The following is an 18,351-nucleotide window of genomic DNA, read 5'->3' as shown; positions in this document are numbered from 1 at the left end:
CGCCCGCGCCATTCGGGACCGCAATGCTGCGCAGCCTGATCGCGCTCAAGCCGCGCGACGTGCCGGTGCGCGTGGCCCTGCGCAACACCGCCGCGGTGGTCGCGCCGCTGGCGCTGGGCGTGGCCGCCGGCCATGCCGAGCTGGGCCTGGCGGTGTCCACCGGCGCGCTCAACACCATGTTCTCCGACCAGCCCGGCCCGTATCGGGCGCGGATGCAGCGCATGCTGATGGCGGCGCTGGCGGCGGGCGTGGCCGCGTTACTGGGCATGCTGATCGGCGCGCACACGGTCGCGCTGGCGCTGAGCGCGCTGCTGCTCGGCCTCGGCGGCGGCCTGCTGGTGGCGTTGGGCCCGGTGGCGGCGCGGGTCGGGCTGACCAGCATGATCCTGCTGGTGGTCAGTGCCGACGTGCGCCTGCCGCCGCTGCAGAGCGTGGGCGTGGCCACGCTGATCTTCGCCGGCGGCGTGCTGCAGATGCTGATGGCGCTGGCGGCCTGGCCGCTGCAGCGCTACCGCCCGGAGCGCTTCGCCCTGGCCGACCTGATGCGGCAACTGGCCGGCATCGCCCGCCAGCGGCCGAGCGCCACCGCGGCGCCGCCGGCCACCGAGGCGGTGCTGGAGGCGATGGTGATGCTGCACGGCGAACACCGCTCGCGTGGGCGTGCGGTGCAGGCGTTCCGGGTCATCGCCGAATTGTGCGAACGCGCGCGGCTGGAACTGCTGACCCTGGCCGACCTGCACGGACGCCTGGAGCCGGCATCGCCGGCGCGGCTGCCGATCGAACGCGTGCTCGAGCGCAGCGCAGTGGTGCTGGACCAGCTCGCGCACGCACTGGACAGCGCCGAGGACCCAGACGCGGCCACTGCGTCGATGACCGGATTCGACGATCTGGTGGACGCGCTGGCGCAGGTGCAGGCGCAGGCCGAGGACACGCGCGAGCGACGCCTGCTGCGCATCGCGGTGGCGCGCGCACAGGGCCTGGGGGGCCAGCTGCGCGCGCTGGCACGCAACGGCCGCTGGGCCAGCAGCCGCGGCGAGATCCAGGCCGAACTGGCCGAAGCGCAGTTGCCGGCGGCACTGCGCCCGCTGGCGCCGCTGCAGACCTTGCGGGCGAACCTGAATCTGTCTTCGGTGGCGTTCCGGCATGCGCTGCGCTGCGGGGTGTGCCTGGCGCTGGCGGTGTTGTTCACGCGCTGGCAGGCGATCCCGCACGGCTACTGGATCCCGATGACCACGGCGATCGTGCTCAAGCCGGATTTCGGCGGCACCCTCAGCTTCGGCGCGCTGCGCGTGGCCGGCACCTTCGCCGGGCTGCTGCTGGCCACCGTGCTGGCCCACTTCGTGATGGACGGGGTGGTGGTGCGGCTGCTGTTGCTGACCGTGTTCTGCCTGGGGTTCCGCCTGCTGACCCAGGTCAACTACGGGCTCGGCGTGGCGTCGCTGACCGGCATGCTGGTGCTGTTGCTGTCGTTCGAGGGCATGGCCCCGGGCGAGGCGATCGGCGAGCGCATCCAGGCCACCGTACTCGGCAGCGCGCTGGCGCTGGCCGCCTACGCGCTGTGGCCGACCTGGGAACGCAAGCACATCCGCGCGATCCTGGCGCAGTTGCTGCTCGCCTACCGCGACCATCTCGACGCGGTGCTGGAAGGCCGCCTGCAGGCGCTGCCGGAGACCCGCGCGGCCTCGCGCACCGCGCGCACCAACGCGCAGGCCTCGATCGAACGCCTGCGCGGCGAGCCGCGGCGCAAGCGCAACTTGCGCGAACTGACCCTGGCCGAATCGGTGCTGGCCAACGGCAATCGACTGATCCGCGCCTCGCTGGCGCTGGAGGCGGTGCTGCGCGATGCGCCGCCACCGCCGCCGCTGCCGGAACTGCAGCACTTCCGGCAGCAGGCGCATGCCGCGCTGACCGAGCTGGCCGAGGGCCTGCGCAGCGGCACGCCACCGCCGCAGGCCAGCCTGCGCGCGGACGAGCGGCGCCTGGCCGAGGCGCTGGCCGCGCAGCCGCAGGACGGCAGCGACGGCGGCGCCCTGTCCGCACTGGGCGACACCAGCGACCGCGTCGCCGACAGCATCGGCACCCTCACCCACCTGGTCCGCAGTGCGCTGCTGCCGGCGACCGCGGCCACCAAGGAACATCCACCGGCGACCGCGCACCGCAGCGGGTGAACACCGACGCGGCCTACGCGCTCGGCAAGGCCCGCGCGGCAGCGCCCGCCCACGCCGCCCGGCAGTCACCTCACGTCGTCCCGCACGCTCTAGACTCTCGCCCTGCTTCCCGGAACCAATGCCGATGAACGAGATCCTGTCCCGCCAGCACGCCATCGCCCTCGACGCCGCCGATCCGCTGCGGGCCCTGCGCCAGGAATTCCTGTTCCCGCAGCACCAGGGCGCGGACCAGGCCTATTTCGTCGGCAACTCGCTGGGCCTGCAGCCGCGCGGCGCGCGCGCCGCGGTGCAGGAGGTGCTGGACAAGTGGTCGTCGCTGGCGGTGGAAGGCCATTTCAACGGCGATACCCAGTGGATGACCTACCACGAACTGCTGGCCGCGCCGCTGGCGCGGCTGGTCGGCGCGCATCCGCACGAAGTGGTGGCGATGAACACGCTGACGGTGAACCTGCACCTGCTGATGGTCAGCTTCTACCGGCCCACCCGCGAGCGCCCGGCGATCCTGATCGAGGCCGGTGCGTTCCCCTCCGACCAGCACGCGGTGGCCTCGCAGATCCGCTTCCACGGCTTCGACCCGGCCACCGACCTGATCGAAGTGCAGCCCGACGGCGCCGACGGCACCGTGTCGCTGGCGGCGATCGAGCGCGCCATCGCCGAACACGGCCCGCGCCTGGCGTTGGTGCTGTGGCCGGGCGTGCAGTACCGCACCGGCCAGGCCTTCGACCTGGCCGCGGTGGCGCGGCTGGCACGTGCGGCCGGCGCCGCGGTCGGCTTCGACCTGGCCCACGCCATCGGCAACGTGCCACTGCACCTGCACGATGCCGCCCCGGACTTCGCGGTGTGGTGCCACTACAAATACCTCAACGCCGGCCCCGGCGCGGTCGCCGGCGCCTTCGTGCACGCTCGCCACGGCCACGGCGACACCCCGCGCTTCGCCGGCTGGTGGGGCCACGACAAGCGCACCCGCTTCCGCATGGCGCCCGAGTTCGTTGCCGCGCCTGGCGCCGACGGCTGGCAGCTGAGCAATCCGCCGATCCTGAGCATGGCGCCGCTGCGCGCCTCGCTGGACCTGTTCGAGCGCGCCGGCGCGGACGCGCTGCGGCAGAAGTCGCAGCAACTCACCGGCTACCTGGAGACGCTGATTCGCGCCCGCCTGGCCGATACCCTGCAGATCATCACCCCGTCCGACCCGGCGCAACGCGGCTGCCAGCTGTCGCTGCGCGTGGCCGGCGGCCGCGAGCGCGGCCGCGCCCTGTTCGAGTACCTGCAATCGGTCGGCGTGCTCGGCGACTGGCGCGAGCCGGACGTGATCCGGATCAGCCCGGTGCCGCTGTACAACCGCTACCGCGACGTCTACCGCTTCGTCGAGGAAGTGGAAACCTGGGCCGGCGTCTGAGCCGCCTTCTTCGCGCGGCCAGCCGCCGCGTCTTCCGGACACCGCATTGAACGCATCCCCCCGCAGCATCACCCTGATCGGCGCCGGCCTGGCCGGCTCCCTGCTCGCCATCCTGCTCTCGCGCCAGGGCTGGCAGGTCACCGTCTACGAGCGCCGCGGCGACCCGCGCGTGCACGACTACGAGCGCGGCCGCTCGATCAACCTGGCCCTGGCCGAACGCGGCCTGCACGTGCTGCGCCAGGCCGGCGCCGATGCCGCGGTGATGGCCAAGGCGGTGATGATGCGCGGGCGCATGGTGCATTTCGCCGACGGCCAGCAGCAGCTGCAGCGCTATGGCCGCGACGACAGCGAGGTGATCTGGTCGGTACACCGCAACGATCTCAACATCACCCTGCTGCAACTGGCCGAGCAGGCCGGCGCGCGCATCCATTTCTACCGGCGCCTGCACACGGTGGATTTCGACGCCGGCTATGCGCGTTTCATCGACGACCGCGACGACCAGCCGCACGACATCCGCTTCGACAGCATGATCGGCGCCGACGGTGCCGGCTCGGCGTTGCGCGCGGCGATGCAGCGCAAGGCGCCGATGGCCGAGCACATCGAGTTCCTTGACCACTCGTACAAGGAACTGGAGATCCCTCCCGGCGCCGACGGCGGCTTCCGCATCGAGCCCAACGCCCTGCACATCTGGCCGCGCGGGCACTACATGTGCATCGCCCTGCCCAATCACGAAGGCACCTTCACCGTCACCCTGTTCCTGCCCAACAAGGGCGAGCCCAGCTTCACCACGGTGCGCAACGGCGAGGAGGCGCTGGCGCTGTTCGCGCGCGATTTCGCCGATGCGCTGCCGCTGATGCCGCAACTGGCCGAGCACTGGGAGCAGCACCCGCCGGGCCTGCTCGGCACGCTGCGCCTGGAGCGCTGGCACCTGGGCGGCCGCGCGGTGCTGCTGGGCGACGCCGCGCACGCGATGGTGCCGTTCCACGGGCAAGGCATGAACTGCGCGTTCGAGGATTGCGCGGCGCTGGCCGCGCATCTGCAGCGCGAGCCGGACCTGGCTCGCGCCTATGCCGCCTTCGAGGCCGAGCGCAAGCCCAATGCCGGCGCGATCCAGCAGATGGCGCTGGAGAATTACGTGGAAATGCGCGACCGCGTCGGCGACGCCGGCTTCCTGCTGCAGCGCGAACTCGGGCAGGCACTGCAGGCGCGGCACCCCACCCGCTTCGTGCCGCACTACACCATGGTCACCTTCCTGCGCACGCCGTACGCGCAGGCGCTGGAACGCAGCGAGGTGCAGCGCGACATCCTGGTCCAGGCCACCCAGGGCCACAGCGATCTGTCGCGGATCGACTGGGACTGGCTGGAACGGATGGTGCACGCGCGGCTGGCGCCGCTGGAGGGGGCGCACTGATCCGGCGTACCCTTGCAAGGACAGTGGCAACGGAGGAAGTGTGGCAACGAATACAAGCCGATTCACCCCGAAAAATCCGCATTGGTATGAGGACCTCGCGCCGCGCGCGTCGGCAATCGATTTCGATGAGCGCCTGGATAGCCCGTGCCTCGATGAGGATCTGAATCACCTCGATGAGAACTACCTGGAGATTTCGCGCACCTCGTCGGTCATCAGGGGACTGGGTGTCTTGGTCGGAGGCGCGTTTCTCCTGAGTGTCGCCGGGTTCTTTCTCCCGCTCCTGATCAAGCTGAGGCACGAGTACCTCCACGAAGCTCCGCTACTCGGGCTGTATATGTGCGTCATGCTGGTCGGCGGAATCGTGGCGGCGGGAGGGATGCTCCTGTACGACTGCCTGCTTCCAAGAGACACGCCGATCCGGTTCAATCGTCACACCAGGAAAATCTACGTCTACGAATACATGGCGTCATTAAAACGTCTAAAGCGCTGGCGCAAGGAGATCAAGATCCATGACTGGGAACAGATCGAGGCGGAGATCGCCAAGGTTTCCGGATCGACAGGAAAGACCTACGTCGTCCGGCATGCACTGATCCTGGTGATCTGCAAGGCCGGAACCAATGAGGTGATCGACCGCATCTCACTCAAGGGCAATGACGTCACCGTTGAGACCTTATACCAACTGTGGTCCTACCTCCGGCGGTTCATGGCGTCCGGACCGACTGGCGTTCCTGAACTGCAGCCGAGAGAGCAAACGGTCGGCTTCGTCCAGAGCCTGTTCCACTTCATGCCCTACCTCTCTCCAACCGAAACAGGGCGCCGCTTCCGCAGCAAGATGCGCTGGCTGGATTATCCGATCATCTTCCTGACGGTGTGGTTTTTCTGGATATGATTGCCGCTGGGTGTCTGTCACTACATCGCGATGAAGTGCGCTCCGGAGCCACAATGGCCGGCGGACGTGGATGAAGAGAGTCGCCGGGGCAAAGAAACCGCGCTTTTTTGACACACCTGACGTCGCCGCCCCTTCCATCTGCCTTGCCCCGCCATTCGCCCCTCCATGCCAGACAGCTTCCTCTTCTACGACCTGGAAACCTTCGGCGCCGATCCACGGCGCACGCGCATCGCGCAGTTCGCCGCGGTGCGCACCGATGCCGAGTTGAACGTGATCGAGGAGCCGATCAGTTTCTTCGTCAAGCCGGCCGACGACCTGCTGCCCTCTCCGGTCGCCACCCTGATCACCGGCATCGCCCCGCAGCAGGCCTTGCGCGAGGGCGTCAGCGAAGCCGAGGCGTTCGCGCGCATCGCCGAGCAGATGGCGCGACCGCAGACCTGCACGCTGGGCTACAACTCGCTGCGCTTCGACGACGAGTTCGTGCGCCACGGCCTGTTCCGCAACTTCTACGATCCCTACGAACGCGAGTGGCGCAACGGCAATTCGCGCTGGGACCTGCTGGACATGCTGCGACTGATGCACGCGCTGCGTCCGGAGGGCATCGTCTGGCCGCAGCGCGAGGACGGCGCCACCTCGTTCAAGCTTGAGCAACTGGCGCTGGCCAACGGCGTGCGCGACGGCGATGCGCACGAGGCCCTGTCCGACGTGTACGCCACCATCGGCATGGCCCGGCACTTCCGCCGCAGCCAGCCGCGGTTGTGGGAGTACGCGCTGAAGCTGCGCGACAAGCGCTTCTGCGGCAGCCTGCTCGATGCGGTGGCGATGCAGCCGGTGCTGCACGTGTCGATGCGCTACCCGGCCGCGCGCCTGTGCGCGGCGCCGGTGCTGCCGTTGGCGCGCCATCCGCGCATCGACAGCCGGGTGCTGGTGTTCGACCTGGAAGGCGACATCGAGCCATTGCTGCGCTATTCGCCGGAACAGATCGCCGACCGCCTGTACACCCCGCAGGCCGACCTGCCCGAGGGCGAACAGCGCATCCCGCTCAAGGAAGTGCATCTGAACAAGGCGCCGGCACTGGTCGCCTGGGCACACCTGCGCGAAGCGGATTTCGCCCGGCTGCGGCTGGACCCCGCGCAACTCCTGGCCAAGGCAGAGTGCCTGCGCGAGGCCGGCCCGGCGCTGGCGGAGAAGGTGCGGCGGGTGTTCGCCAGCGAGCGCGCCGCAGTACCGGCGGATGTCGACGCGTCGCTGTACGACGGCTTCCTGGCCGATGGCGACAAGCGCACGATGGCCCAGGTCCGCGCCACGCCACCGGCGCAACTGGCGGCGCTGGAAGGCCAGTTCCGCGATCCACGCCTGCCCGAGCTGCTGTTCCGCTACCGCGCGCGCAACTGGCCGCAGAGCCTGTCCATCGCCGAGCAGGCGCGTTGGGACGACTACCGGCGACAGCGCCTGCAACAGGACAGCAGCCTGTCCGAACTGAACTTCGACGCGTTCTACGCGGAACTGGCCGGTTTACGCCTGGCTCACCCGCAGGATGCTACCAAGCAAGCCCTGCTCGACCAGTTGGCCGCCTGGGGCCACGACCTGCAACGCAGCCTATGACCAGCTATTTCAGCGACGCCAGCTTCAAGTTCCTGCGTGCCCTGGCGCGGCACAACGACAAGGCCTGGTTCAACGACAACCGGCACAAGTACGAAGAGCACGTGCGCCAGCCGTTCCTGCGCCTGATCACCGACCTGCAGCCGGACCTGGCCCAGGTCAGCGAGCATTTCCGCGCCGATCCGCGCGGCGTCGGCGGCTCGCTGTTCCGCATCCACCGCGACGCGCGCTTTTCCCACGACAAATCGCCGTACAAGACCTGGCAGGGTGCGCGCCTGTTCCACGAGCGGCGCAAGCAGGTGCCGGCGCCGTCGTTCTACATCCACCTGCAGCCGGGCGAGAGCTTCGTCGGTGCGGGGCTGTGGCATCCGGAGCCGGACACCCAGCGCAAGGTGCGCCAGTTCATCTTCGACAATCCCGGCAGTTGGAAGGCCGCCGCGCATGCGCCGGCGCTGCGCCGCCGCTTCGACTTCGAGGAAAGCGAAATGCTGGTGCGCCCGCCGCGCGGCTTCCCGGCCGACTTCGAGTGCATCGACGACCTCAAGCACAAGAACTGGGTGTTCTGGCGCCAGCTCAACGACGCCACCATGACCGGCCCACGGCTGCGCACGCAGATCGCCGCCGACCTGCAGACGCTGGGCCCGTTCGTGGACTATCTGTGCGCGGCGCTGGATCTGGAGTTCTGAGACGACAGCGCTTCGCGTACGCGACGGGCGTCATGGATCGCGTCGGTCGCGGCTGAAGCCGCTCCTACAAACGCGAGCACCCGCTCCGACCCGAGGACATCCCATGAAGAAATGGCTGGCATTGCTGTTCCTCGCCCTGTTCGCCCTCGGCGGCTACGTCGTCGCCGGGCCGTACCTGGCCATCCGCGGCATCGACCAGGCGTTGCGCGAGCGCGATGCGGCGGCGCTGGAGCGCTATGTCGACTTCCCCACCCTGCGGGTGAACCTGAAGGCCCAGGTGGACGACGCGCTGGTGCGCCGCGCCGGACCCGACATGCAGTCCAGCCTGTTCGGCGGCGCACTGCTGTCACTGGCCGGCGGCCTCGGTGGGATGAGCGTGGATGCGCTGGTCACCCCGGCCGGGATCGGCGCGCTGATGCAGGGCGACGCGCTGTGGAAACGCGCCAGCGGCGACACCGTCGGCGGCGACACCTACGCCGCGCCGCGCCCGCCGCAACCGCTGCGCCAGGCCGAACACCGCTTCGAATCGACCACGCGCTTCGTCGCCACCGTGCACACCGCCGACGGCACCGCGGTGCCGTTCGTGTTCACCCGCGAGGGCCTGCAGTGGAAACTCAGCAACATCCTGTTGCCGTTGTAGGCGGTGGCGGCGGCTTGCGGCTGGGCTGTGGTCGCCTTTCGGAGCATCTCCAGCAACCCGTTTTGCTGGGATCGTGCTGTCTCGTAGGAGCGGCTTCAGCCGCGACGAAGCAGCCCGTGCGTGGCTGTCGCGGCTGAAACCGCTCCTACGGGTGCGCCCTGTCTTGATCGGAGGCGACCTTCAGTCGCGACGATCGAAACGCGTATGTCTCATCAGGCAGTATGCATAGCCTCGGGATCTGCGCTCGCTTGCGCAGGCGGGGACGCAGCTGACTCGTGTTGCGGACGCATCGATGCGCGGACTCTTCCATCAAACGAGCGGGAATTCTTGCAAATCGCAACTGAGCGCAACGTGTTTGCCAGCAATGGCGTGCAACGTCAGCCAGGCGCCGTGTGCGATGCACGCGCAATCAATGACCCGATACCGCCAGTCCTCGCCTAGCGCGGCGCGCCCGACCCCGTCCTGCCCGCCAGCGCCTGCTGCACGCGCCGGAACGGCGTGCGCAGTTGCCAGCGTGCCGACCACGGCAGGCGCGCCAGGGCCGCGTGCGCGTCCAGCGCCGGCAGCGCACCGCTCCAGGCGAACACCACGTGGTTGTCCATCTGCGGCTCGTCCAGACGCAGCACGCGGCCGCCGAACAGCGCACGCAGATGCATCAGATGGCGGCGGGTGTCGGTGTCGTACAGGTTCACCGCCAGCACCCCACCCGGTGCCAGCGCCGCGTGGCAGTCTTCGTAGAAGCCGCGGCTGAGCAGCGCGGCCGGGATGCCGTCGGCGTCATAGGCGTCGAGCAGCAGCAGGTCGTAGCGATCGCGCCGTTGCCGCAGCAACCGCGCGCCGTCGCCGTGCACGGCCTCGAAGCGCGCGTCGTCGTTCGGGATGCGGAACGCCGCGCGCAGGGCCAGCACGTCGGCGTCGGCCTCGATCGCCTCGATCCGCGCCTGCGGCAGGTGCCGATAGCAGAACTTGGCCTGCGAACCGCCGCCGAGGCCGACGATGCCGATCCGCCGCGGATCCGGGCGCAGCAGCAGCGCACCGAGCATGCTGCGGGTGTAGCCCACCTGCAGCACGTCCGGCCACCAGGTGTACATGCGGCTCTGGGTCACTTCGCCCTTGAACTGCAGGCTGGTGTAGCGCCAGCCATGGCGCACGTAGGGTCGCCCGGGACGCAGGTCGGTGGGCGCGTCCGCTCCCTGCCGCAGCAGGCGGCGCAGCGCGGCCCAGCGGCCGCCGCCGGGCGCCGCACTCACGGCTTGACGATGTCGTTGGCGACCCCGTGCGGCACATGCCCGGCGGCGACGCGCTCGCGGGCGGCGCTGTCGATGTTGTGCTGCGAATCGTCGAAGAAAATGTCCGCGCCGAACGCCTGCAGGAACGGGCCCTTGTGGCGGCCGCCGAGGAACAGCGCCTCGTCCAGGCGCACGCCCCATTCGCGCAGGGTGCGGATCACCCGCTCGTGCGCCGGCGCCGAGCGTGCGGTGACCAGCGCGGTGCGGATCGGCGAGGCTTCGCCGGCCGGAAACGCGGACTGCAGCGCATGCAGTGCCGACAGGAAATTGCGGAACGGCCCGCCGGTCAGCGGCTCGCGCGCGTTCTCGCGTTCGTAGCGACCGAACGCCTCCACGCCCTGCTCGCGCGAGAAACGCTCGCCCTCGTCGCCGAAGATCACCGCATCGCCGTCGAAAGCGATGCGCAGCTGCGTGGACAGGCGGTCGGCGTCGATCGCGCCAGCCGCCGCGGCCGCTTCCTGCGCGTGCTCGCCCGGCGGCTTGGGCAGGATGGTCGCCGCAGCGATGCCATGGCTGAGCGCGCGGCGCACCGACTCCGGGTTGGCCGACAGGAACAGGTCGGTGCCGAATGGCTTGACGTAGGGCCAGGTCGCCTCGCCGGAGGTGAAGGTGGCACGCACGATGCCCAGGCCGTAGTGCTGGATCGAATTGAAGATGCGCAGTCCGGTATCGGCGGAATTGCGCGAGAGCAGGATCACCTCCACCGGCGGCGTCTCCGGCGGCGTGCCCTGGTTCAACGCCAACAGCTTGCGCACCACCGGAAACGCCACCCCGGGCGCCAGCACATCGTCCTCGCGCTCGCGCTGATACGCGCTGTACGCCTCCACCCCCTCCCGCTCGAACAGGGCATGGCCCTCTTCCAGATCGAACAAGGCGCGAGAGGTGACCGCGACGGTGAGCAGACGGGGGGAGTTGTCGGACATTTTTGGGCTGGGAGTGGGGAATCGGGAATGGGGAATGGGTAAAAGCGGTTTACAGGCGTGGAATTTATCCAGGGAAAGGGAATTGCTAGGAAACCGCTCTTGCGATTCCCCATTCCCGATTCCCCACTCCCAGCCCCTACACCATAAATTGCTCGCTCAAGATCCGCTCCTCCAGGTTGTGTTCCGGATCGAACAGCAGGGTGACCAGGCGGTCGCGGGATTCGCGGATGGTGACTTCGACCACGTCGCGGGTCTCGTGCGAGTCGGCGGTGGCGCTGACCGGGCGCTTGTACGGGTCCAGCACGCGGAAGCGCACTTCGATGTCGGCCTTGAGGATCGCGCCACGCCAGCGCCGCGGCCGGTACGGGGCGATCGGGGTCAGCGCCAGGGTGTGCGAGCCCAGCGGCAGGATCGGTCCGTGTGCGGAGGAGTTGTAGGCGGTGCTGCCGGCCGGGGTGGACACCAGCACACCGTCACAGATCAGTTCGTCGACGCGGGTCTGGCCGTTGAGGTCGATGCTCACGTGCGCGGCCTGGCGGGTCTGCCGCAGCAGCGAGACCTCGTTGTAGGCCAGCGAGCCGGTGGTGGCGCCGGATTCGGTCTGCGCCAGCATTTCCAGCGGCCGCAGCTTGGCCGGTTCGGCCAGGGCCAGGCGCGCGACCAGGTCGTCGTCGCGGAACTGGTTCATCAGGAAGCCGACCGTGCCCAGCTTCATGCCGAACACCGGCTTGCCCAGGCTGCCGTGGCGATGCAGGGTCTGCAGCATGAAGCCATCGCCGCCGAGCGCGCACAGCACGTCGGCGTCGGCCGGCTCGCAGTCGCCGTAGCGTGTCACCAACTGTTCGCGCGCGTGCTGCGCCTCCGGCGCGACGCTGGCGAGGAAACAGATGCGGGGCGAGGACGGCAGGACGGAAGCATTCATGGCCCCGATCATACCCGCGGCGCCATGACTGGCGCGCGCCGGCGCACCGGCGACACCTATTTGCGGTCGCAGCGATGGCGCTGTCTGCGCGCGCCGCGGATGGCGCGTGCGCCTGCGCTGCGCTTGCGATCGGCCCCTGCGTCGGAACGCGTCCGCAGTCCCTACGATTGCCGTCCGGGCCTGCGGCCGAGCCTTGTCGCGCGGTCCGGCCTATCTGCCGGACAGGTAATCGTCGCGCGCGGTGCGCGCGGCCTGCTCCTGCATCGCCTGGCGCACCGGCGCCGGCACCAGCGGGGTCAGATGCGCCCGCACCTGCTGCGCCAGTTCCACCGACCTGATCTCGCCCATGCCCTCCTGCTTGCGCGCATCGGCCAGGCACAGCCAGTACCAGGCGCGCGCCTCGTCCCTGCACGCCTCCGGGCCGCAGGCCTGGATCCAGGCAAGTTCGGGCTCCCAGCCAGCGCCCGCGCACCAGCCGGGACGGCTCCATTCGGCCAGCAGCGCGGCGTGGTCGGGCGTGGCGCCCACGCCCAGAAAACGACGGCGGCCATACTCGCGCAAGGCCACGCTGCAGCCACAGATGTCCAGCCAGGTGCGGGCATGGACCGCACGCTTCAGTGCAGCCAGCGCTGCGGCCTGCTCGCCCTTGGCGTCCAGTTGCAGAAACAGCGCATAGGCCGCATCGCCAACGGATGCCCTGGACAGTGCGCGCAAGCGCCTCAGGTCGCCCTGCCGCGCCTGCTGCAGTGCCTGTTGCAGCCGCACCTCCAGCGGGGGCTGCCGTGCCTGGAGGATGATCCACAACAGGATCAGCGCGGGGATGACCAGGAACCACATGATGCGTCTCGAAAGAAGGCGCTGCAGGCGCATGCGCGCCGCATGGCACGGATGGGATCGGCTAGCTTTACAGGATCGCCCTGCGGTGCGCAGCACGGTCGACAGCAGCAGCGGGGTGTTGCCGAACTGGCAATCGACGCGAGCAACAGTGCAATGCGGCGTGCCCGCCAACGGCGCGTCGCCGCAAATGCAGGCGACCGCCCAGGCGGTACCACGCAGTGACGCGGTACCGCTGTGGGCCAGGTTCGCGAGCGCGGACCTGGCCATCGACACACGACCTCAGACGCCGTGCGCCGCCAACTGGCCCAACCGCTGCACCGCCACCGACACGGTCGGGTAGTCCAGGGTCTTCTGCGCGGCCAGTTCCTGCAGCATGCTCAGTGTGAAACGCAGGCTGCTGTCGTCGCGCTGCAGCCAGTGCTGCACCTTGGCCTCGGCGCTGCCGCCCGGCAGGCTCAGCGCCTGGCCGGCCAGCGCGCTGTGGTGCTTGGCCAGTTCGTCGCGCAACACGCCGCGGGCCACCGCATGCCAGCGGCCGTTGACCTCCAGCGCGTCGATCTGCTCGAACAGCCACGGCAACTGCAGCGCCTCGCCCAGGCGGAAGTGCACCTTGGAGACTTCCACCGGCTTGAGCTTGCGGGTGCGCGCCATTTCGATGATGTCGAACGCCGGCTCCAGGAAGCGCAGTTCCGACAGCTGCTGCGCCAATGCCGGCGGCAGGCCCTTGTCCTGCCACTCCTGCACCAGGGCCTCGTAGCGCGGACGCTGCGAATCGGGCAGCACGCCGGAGGCGACGCGGATGTCGTTGAACGGCTCGTAGTAGCGCTCCACCGCCGCGGTGATGCCCGGCATCGGGCCCGGACGGAACAGCAGCCAGCGCACGAAGGCGCGCTGCAGCGTCCAGATCACCTCCAGCGCGTCGATCTGCACCGACTCGGGCACCTTGCCGTCCAGCGCGTCGATCTGCGTCCACAGCGCGCGCGCATCCAGCGTCTCGCGGCTGATGGTGTAGGCCTTGGCGACCTCGGCGATGCTGCGGCCGGTGTCTTCCTGCATGCGCATCAGGAAGGTGGCGCCCATGCGGTTGATGGTGGTGTTGGTCACCGCGGTGGCGATGATCTCGCGCTTGAGGCGGTGCCGCTCCATCGCGTCGGCGTACTTCTTCTGCAACGGCTGCGGGAAGTAGCGCTGCAGTTCCTTGGACAGGTACGGGTCCTCGGGGATGTCCGATTCCAGCAGCTGCTGGAACGCAACCAGCTTGGAGTAGGACAGCAGCACCGCCAGTTCCGGCCGGGTCAGCCCCTGGCCACGCGCCTTGCGTGCGGAGATCTCCGCGTCCGAGGGCAGGTATTCGATCTGCCGGTCGAGCAGGCCCTGCGCTTCCAGGGTGCGGATGAAGTGCTGCTTGGAACCCAGGCGCTTGACGCTCATCCGCTCCATCAGGCTCAGCGCCTGGTTCTGGCGGATGTTGTCCCACAGCACCAGTTCGGCGACCTCGTCGGTCATCGACGCCAGCAGCTTGTTGCGCGCCTCCAGGGTCAGCTTCTTGGCCTGCACCACGTCGTTGAGCAGGATCTTGATGTTGACCTCGTGGTCGGAGGTGTCCACGCCGGCCGAGTTGTCGATGAAGTCGGTGTTGAGCAGCACGCCGACCTGCGCGGCCTCGATGCGGCCGAGCTGGGTCAGGCCGAGGTTGCCGCCCTCGCCCACGATCTTGCAGCGCAGTTCGCCGCCGTTGACGCGCAGACCGTTGTTGGCGCGGTCGCCGACGTCACCGTGGGTTTCGCTGGCGGCCTTGACGTAGGTGCCGATGCCGCCATTCCAGAACAGGTCCACCGGCGCCTTGAGGATGGCGTTCATCAGGTCGTTCGGCGAGAGCTGCTTGACCCCGGCCTCTAGGCCCAGCGCCTCGCGCACCGGCGCGCTGATCTCGATCGACTTGAGCGTGCGCGGATAGATGCCGCCGCCGGCGCTGATCAGCTTGGCGTCGTAGTCGGCCCAGCTGGAGCGCGGCAGCTTGAACAGGCGCTCGCGCTCGGCGAAGGACGCCGCCGCATCCGGGTTCGGGTCCAGGAAGATGTGGCGGTGGTCGAACGCGGCCAGCAGGCGGATATGGCGCGACAGCAGCATGCCGTTGCCGAACACGTCGCCGGACATGTCGCCGATGCCCACGCAGGTGAAGTCCTCGTTCTGGCAGTCGCGGCCCAGCGCGCGGAAGTGGCGCTTGACCGACTCCCAGGCGCCACGCGCGGTGATGCCCATGCCCTTGTGGTCGTAGCCGACCGAGCCGCCGGAGGCGAACGCATCGCCCAGCCAGAAGCCGTGGTCCAGCGCCAGGCCGTTGGCGATATCGGAGAAGGTGGCCGTGCCCTTGTCGGCGGCGACCACCAGATACGGGTCGTCCTGGTCGTGGCGCACCACCTGCGGCGGCGGCACGATCTTGCCGCCGACGATGTTGTCGGTGATGTCCAGCAGGCCCTGGATGAACAGCTTGTAGCAGGCGATGCCCTCGGCCAGCACCGCATCGCGATCACCGCCGACCGGCGGGCGCTTGCAGAAGAAGCCGCCCTTGGCGCCGACCGGCACGATCACCGTGTTCTTGACCATCTGCGCCTTGACCAGGCCCAGCACCTCGGTACGGAAGTCCTCGCGCCGGTCGGACCAGCGCAGGCCGCCACGCGCCACGGCGCCGAAGCGCAGGTGCACGCCCTCCACGCGCGGGCCGTACACGAAGATCTCGCGGTACGGACGCGGCTTGGGCAGGTCCGGCACCTTGGCCGAATCCAGCTTGAAGCTGATGCAGTGGCCCAGCCCGCCGTCGGCCGTGCGCTGGTAATGGCTGGTGCGCAGGGTCGCCTCGATCACGCCCTTGAAGCTGCGCAGGATGCGGTCCTCGTCCAGACTCGCCACCTGGTCGAACAGCTTCAGCAGCGCCGCCGAGACCGCCTCCAGCTGCGCCTCGCGATTGCCGCTGCGCGCATCGATCACCGGCTGCAGCGCCTTCAGCGCGGCTTCGTCGCCGTTGGCCAGCAGGCGCAGCTGCGCCGCCAGCGCGGCCTGGCCCTCGGCGATCTGCGCCTTGCTCTCGCTGCCGGTGGCCGGGTCGAAGCGCGCCTCGAACAGCTCCACCAGCAGCCGCGCCAGCAGCGGATAGCGGTTGCAGGTCTCTTCCACGTAGGCCTGCGAGAACGGCACGCCGGTCTGCAGCAGGTACTTGCAGTAGCCGCGCAGCACCGCGACCTGGCGCCAGCTCAGGCTGGCGCCGACGATCAGGCGGTTGAAGCCGTCGTTCTCGGCGTCGCCGCGCCAGATCCGCACGAAGGCCTCGCACAGCGGCGCGTCGGCGGCTTCCACGTCGATGCTGCCGGTCAGCGGCTCGACCTCGAAGTCCTGGATCGACAGCGGCGTGCCATCCACCACCAGCCGGTACGGGCGCTCGGAGATCACCCGCAGGCCGAGGTTCTCCATCATCGGCAGCACGTCCGACAGCGGCAGGTCGTCGTGCTGGCGGTACAGCTTCAGGCGCAGACTGTCGGCGCCGTCGCGGCGCAGCGCCTGCAGGCTCAGGTGCAGGTCTTCGGGGCCGCGCAGCGCGGCCAGGCGCTCGACGTCGCGCGCGGCGATCTGCGCGGTCGATTCTTCGATGTAGCCGGCCGGCAGCGCGCGGCCATAGCCGGCGGCCAGGCGCAGGCCGTCGCGCTCGCCGCGGCTGGCCACCAGCGCCTCGCGCAGGTCGTCGTGCCAGTTGCGCAGCAGGTGCGCCAGGCGCGATTCCAGTTCGGTGGTGTCGAACTCCAGCGCCTCGCCGGGCTTGGGCCGCACGATCATGTGCAGCTGCGCCAGCGGCGACTCGCCCAGCACCACGTTCGAATCGATGTACTCGCCGTGCAGCGCGTCCTTCAGCAAGGCCTCGATGCGCAGGCGCACGTCGGTGTTGAAGCGCTCGCGCGGGATGTACACCAGCGCGGAAATGAAGCGGCCGTACTTGTCGCGGCGCAGGAACAGGCGGCTGCGCACCCGCTCCTGCAGGCCGAGGATGCCCATCGCGGTGCGGTACAGCTCTTCCTCGTTGGACTGGAACAGCTCCTCGCGCGGCAGCGTCTCCAGGATGTGGCGCAACGCCTTGCCGCTGTGGCTGCTCGGGGTCAGCTCGGACTTGCGCATGACCGAGTCGAAGCGCTCGCGCACCAGCGGGATCTCCCATGGGCGGCGGTTGTAGGCACTGGAGGTGAACAGGCCGAGGAAGCGCTGCTCGGCGACGATGCGGCCCTTGGCGTCGAACTCCAACACGCCGATGTAGTCCATGTAGCCGCTGCGGTGCACCCGCGAGCGCGCGTTGGTCTTGGTCAGGATCAGCGCTTCCTTGGTGCCGGACTCGCTGAGGCCGTGCGCAGCCAGCGTGCGCACCGGCCGCGCCGGCGACTTGTCCTGCCCGCGCAGCAGGCCCAGGCCGCTGTCCTCCAGCGGCGCCAGCACGTCTTCGCCGCCCTGCTTCTCCACGCGGTACTCGCGGTAGCCGAAGAAGGTGAAGTGGTCGGCCGCGGCCCAGCGCAGGAATTCCTGCGCCTCGCGCCGGCCCTTGTCGTCCACCGGCAGGCGGCGCGTGGTCAGGTCGTCGGCCAGCGCCAGCATCTTCTCGCGCATGCCGCCCCAGTCGCGCACGATGTTGCGCACCTCGCCGAGGATGCGCCGGATCGCCGCTTCCACCTGTGCCATGTCCTCCGGCGGCTGGCGGTCGATCTCCAGCGCCATCAGCGATTCCGGCTTGCCCTCGCCCACGCTTTCCAGCGTGCCGCCCTTGTCGCGCTGCATGCGCAGCACCGGATGGCCCAGCACGTGCACGCCGATGCCCAGTTCCGCCAGCGCCATGCTCACCGAGTCGACCAGGAACGGCATGTCGTCGTTGACGATCTGCAGCACCGTGTGTGACGACTCCCAGCCGTCGTCCTTCAGGTTCGGATTGAACACCCGCACATTGACCGTGCCCGGCTTGCGCTTGCGCGCGAACTCCAGCATCGACGCGGCCAGCGCCGCCCACTCCTGCGCGCTGTGGTGGGGGAACTCGTCCTCCTCCATGCGCTTGTAGAACTCTTCGGCGAACGTCTGCGCCTCGTCCTGGCGGCCGGCCGGATAGCGCTTGCGCAGCGCCGCGAACACCGGGGTCAGGCTGAAACCGCTGGCGGCTGGCGCCGCGTCGATCACCTTGGCCGTGGCCGGAACGGTCGCGGCCAGCTTGGGCGGCGTCGCGGCCTTGCGCGGGGCGGCGGGCTTGGCTGCAGGCTTGGCGACCGCCTTGGTCTTGGCAGGCGCCTTGGCCGGCTTGGTGGCGGACGGGGTCGCGGAGGTGCGGGTGGCGGCCGAGGATTTGGAACGGGAAGCGGCGTGTTTGGGTTTCATGACGGAGAGCAGCAGCGATGCTCGATGGGAAAGCGCGAATTGTACCGGTGCGTCGTTCAACTACCTTGCTGCATCGCAAACCGAGCGCGCTGCGAAGGCGACGCGCCAGATCGTGCAAAGCGGTCGCAACACCATCATCACGCCGCGGTCACCATGCTTTGCCGACCACGCTGTTGTCAGCAAGAACGCCC

General features: G+C 69.4%; 11 protein-coding genes and 1 pseudogene. 7 read left to right on the top strand and 5 right to left on the bottom strand.

Going from position 1 to position 18,351, the window contains the following annotated elements:
* Nucleotides 1–23 precede the first annotated feature (23 nt).
* From AC1G9L_RS10100 to AC1G9L_RS10070, 7 genes and pseudogenes are all read left to right on the top strand, one after another.
* Nucleotides 24–2,168, top strand: a complete 2,145-nt coding sequence (locus AC1G9L_RS10100; RefSeq protein ID WP_481070916.1) for an FUSC family protein — start codon at nucleotides 24–26, stop codon at nucleotides 2,166–2,168.
* Nucleotides 2,169–2,292: 124 nt separating this feature from the next.
* Complete coding sequence (kynU, locus tag AC1G9L_RS10095) at nucleotides 2,293–3,564, top strand: kynureninase (RefSeq protein WP_481070914.1); 1,272 nt, start codon at nucleotides 2,293–2,295, stop codon at nucleotides 3,562–3,564.
* Between the two features lie 46 nt (nucleotides 3,565–3,610).
* On the top strand, nucleotides 3,611–4,975 hold the full coding sequence (locus tag AC1G9L_RS10090) for an FAD-dependent monooxygenase (RefSeq protein ID WP_019802557.1): 1,365 nt from the start codon (nucleotides 3,611–3,613) through the stop codon (nucleotides 4,973–4,975).
* Between the two features lie 334 nt (nucleotides 4,976–5,309).
* Nucleotides 5,310–5,975 (top strand): annotated as a pseudogene (locus AC1G9L_RS10085) (DUF6708 domain-containing protein).
* A 54-nt stretch (nucleotides 5,976–6,029) separates the two neighbouring features.
* On the top strand, nucleotides 6,030–7,469 hold the full coding sequence (sbcB, locus tag AC1G9L_RS10080; protein WP_019802559.1) for an exodeoxyribonuclease I: 1,440 nt from the start codon (nucleotides 6,030–6,032) through the stop codon (nucleotides 7,467–7,469).
* Nucleotides 7,466–8,152, top strand: a complete 687-nt coding sequence (locus tag AC1G9L_RS10075; RefSeq protein ID WP_019802560.1) for a TIGR02453 family protein — start codon at nucleotides 7,466–7,468, stop codon at nucleotides 8,150–8,152. Before sbcB ends, AC1G9L_RS10075 begins: the two co-directional genes overlap by 4 nt.
* A 103-nt stretch (nucleotides 8,153–8,255) precedes the next feature.
* Nucleotides 8,256–8,792, top strand: a complete 537-nt coding sequence (locus AC1G9L_RS10070; RefSeq protein WP_019802561.1) for a DUF2939 domain-containing protein — start codon at nucleotides 8,256–8,258, stop codon at nucleotides 8,790–8,792.
* Between the two features lie 437 nt (nucleotides 8,793–9,229).
* Here AC1G9L_RS10070 and AC1G9L_RS10065 read toward each other — a convergent pair whose 3' ends face one another.
* The 5 genes from AC1G9L_RS10065 to AC1G9L_RS10045 form a co-directional block, all read right to left on the bottom strand.
* Nucleotides 9,230–10,042 (bottom strand): fused MFS/spermidine synthase, encoded by an 813-nt coding sequence (locus AC1G9L_RS10065; protein ID WP_481070912.1) that lies wholly within the window; start codon nucleotides 10,040–10,042, stop codon nucleotides 9,230–9,232.
* Nucleotides 10,039–11,004, bottom strand: coding sequence for a 5'-nucleotidase (locus AC1G9L_RS10060; protein WP_019800111.1), 966 nt, complete (start codon nucleotides 11,002–11,004; stop codon nucleotides 10,039–10,041). The genes AC1G9L_RS10065 and AC1G9L_RS10060 overlap by 4 nt, the downstream gene beginning before the upstream one ends.
* 136 nt (nucleotides 11,005–11,140) lie before the next feature.
* Nucleotides 11,141–11,911: an NAD kinase gene (locus tag AC1G9L_RS10055; RefSeq protein WP_481071091.1), complete on the bottom strand. Its 771-nt coding sequence runs from the start codon at nucleotides 11,909–11,911 to the stop codon at nucleotides 11,141–11,143.
* 225 nt (nucleotides 11,912–12,136) lie between these two features.
* Nucleotides 12,137–13,030, bottom strand: coding sequence for a hypothetical protein (locus AC1G9L_RS10050; protein WP_481070910.1), 894 nt, complete (start codon nucleotides 13,028–13,030; stop codon nucleotides 12,137–12,139).
* A gap of 12 nt (nucleotides 13,031–13,042) precedes the next feature.
* Nucleotides 13,043–18,160 carry an NAD-glutamate dehydrogenase gene (locus AC1G9L_RS10045; protein ID WP_481070908.1) on the bottom strand — a complete coding sequence of 1,706 codons (5,118 nt, stop codon included), beginning with the start codon at nucleotides 18,158–18,160 and terminating at the stop codon, nucleotides 13,043–13,045.
* Between the last annotated feature and the right edge of the window lie 191 nt (nucleotides 18,161–18,351).

The sequence above is a fragment of the Xanthomonas sp. NCPPB 1132 genome (genome assembly GCF_056629235.1).
The sequence above is the reverse complement of the archived record's forward strand: the minus strand, read 5'-3'. Positions and strand labels throughout refer to the sequence as shown.

Bases quoted from the DNA above. Each gene is read 5' to 3' on its own strand.
- AC1G9L_RS10045 (WP_481070908.1), bottom strand. From the start codon at position 18,160: ATGAAACCCAAACACGCCGCTTCCCGTTCCAAATCCTCGGCCGCCACC.
- AC1G9L_RS10100 (WP_481070916.1), top strand. From the start codon at position 24: ATGCTGCGCAGCCTGATCGCGCTCAAGCCGCGCGACGTGCCGGTGCGC.
- AC1G9L_RS10060 (WP_019800111.1), bottom strand. From the start codon at position 11,004: ATGTCCGACAACTCCCCCCGTCTGCTCACCGTCGCGGTCACCTCTCGC.
- sbcB (WP_019802559.1), top strand. From the start codon at position 6,030: ATGCCAGACAGCTTCCTCTTCTACGACCTGGAAACCTTCGGCGCCGAT.
- AC1G9L_RS10075 (WP_019802560.1), top strand. From the start codon at position 7,466: ATGACCAGCTATTTCAGCGACGCCAGCTTCAAGTTCCTGCGTGCCCTG.
- AC1G9L_RS10050 (WP_481070910.1), bottom strand. From the start codon at position 13,030: ATGGCCAGGTCCGCGCTCGCGAACCTGGCCCACAGCGGTACCGCGTCA.
- AC1G9L_RS10070 (WP_019802561.1), top strand. From the start codon at position 8,256: ATGAAGAAATGGCTGGCATTGCTGTTCCTCGCCCTGTTCGCCCTCGGC.
- kynU (WP_481070914.1), top strand. From the start codon at position 2,293: ATGAACGAGATCCTGTCCCGCCAGCACGCCATCGCCCTCGACGCCGCC.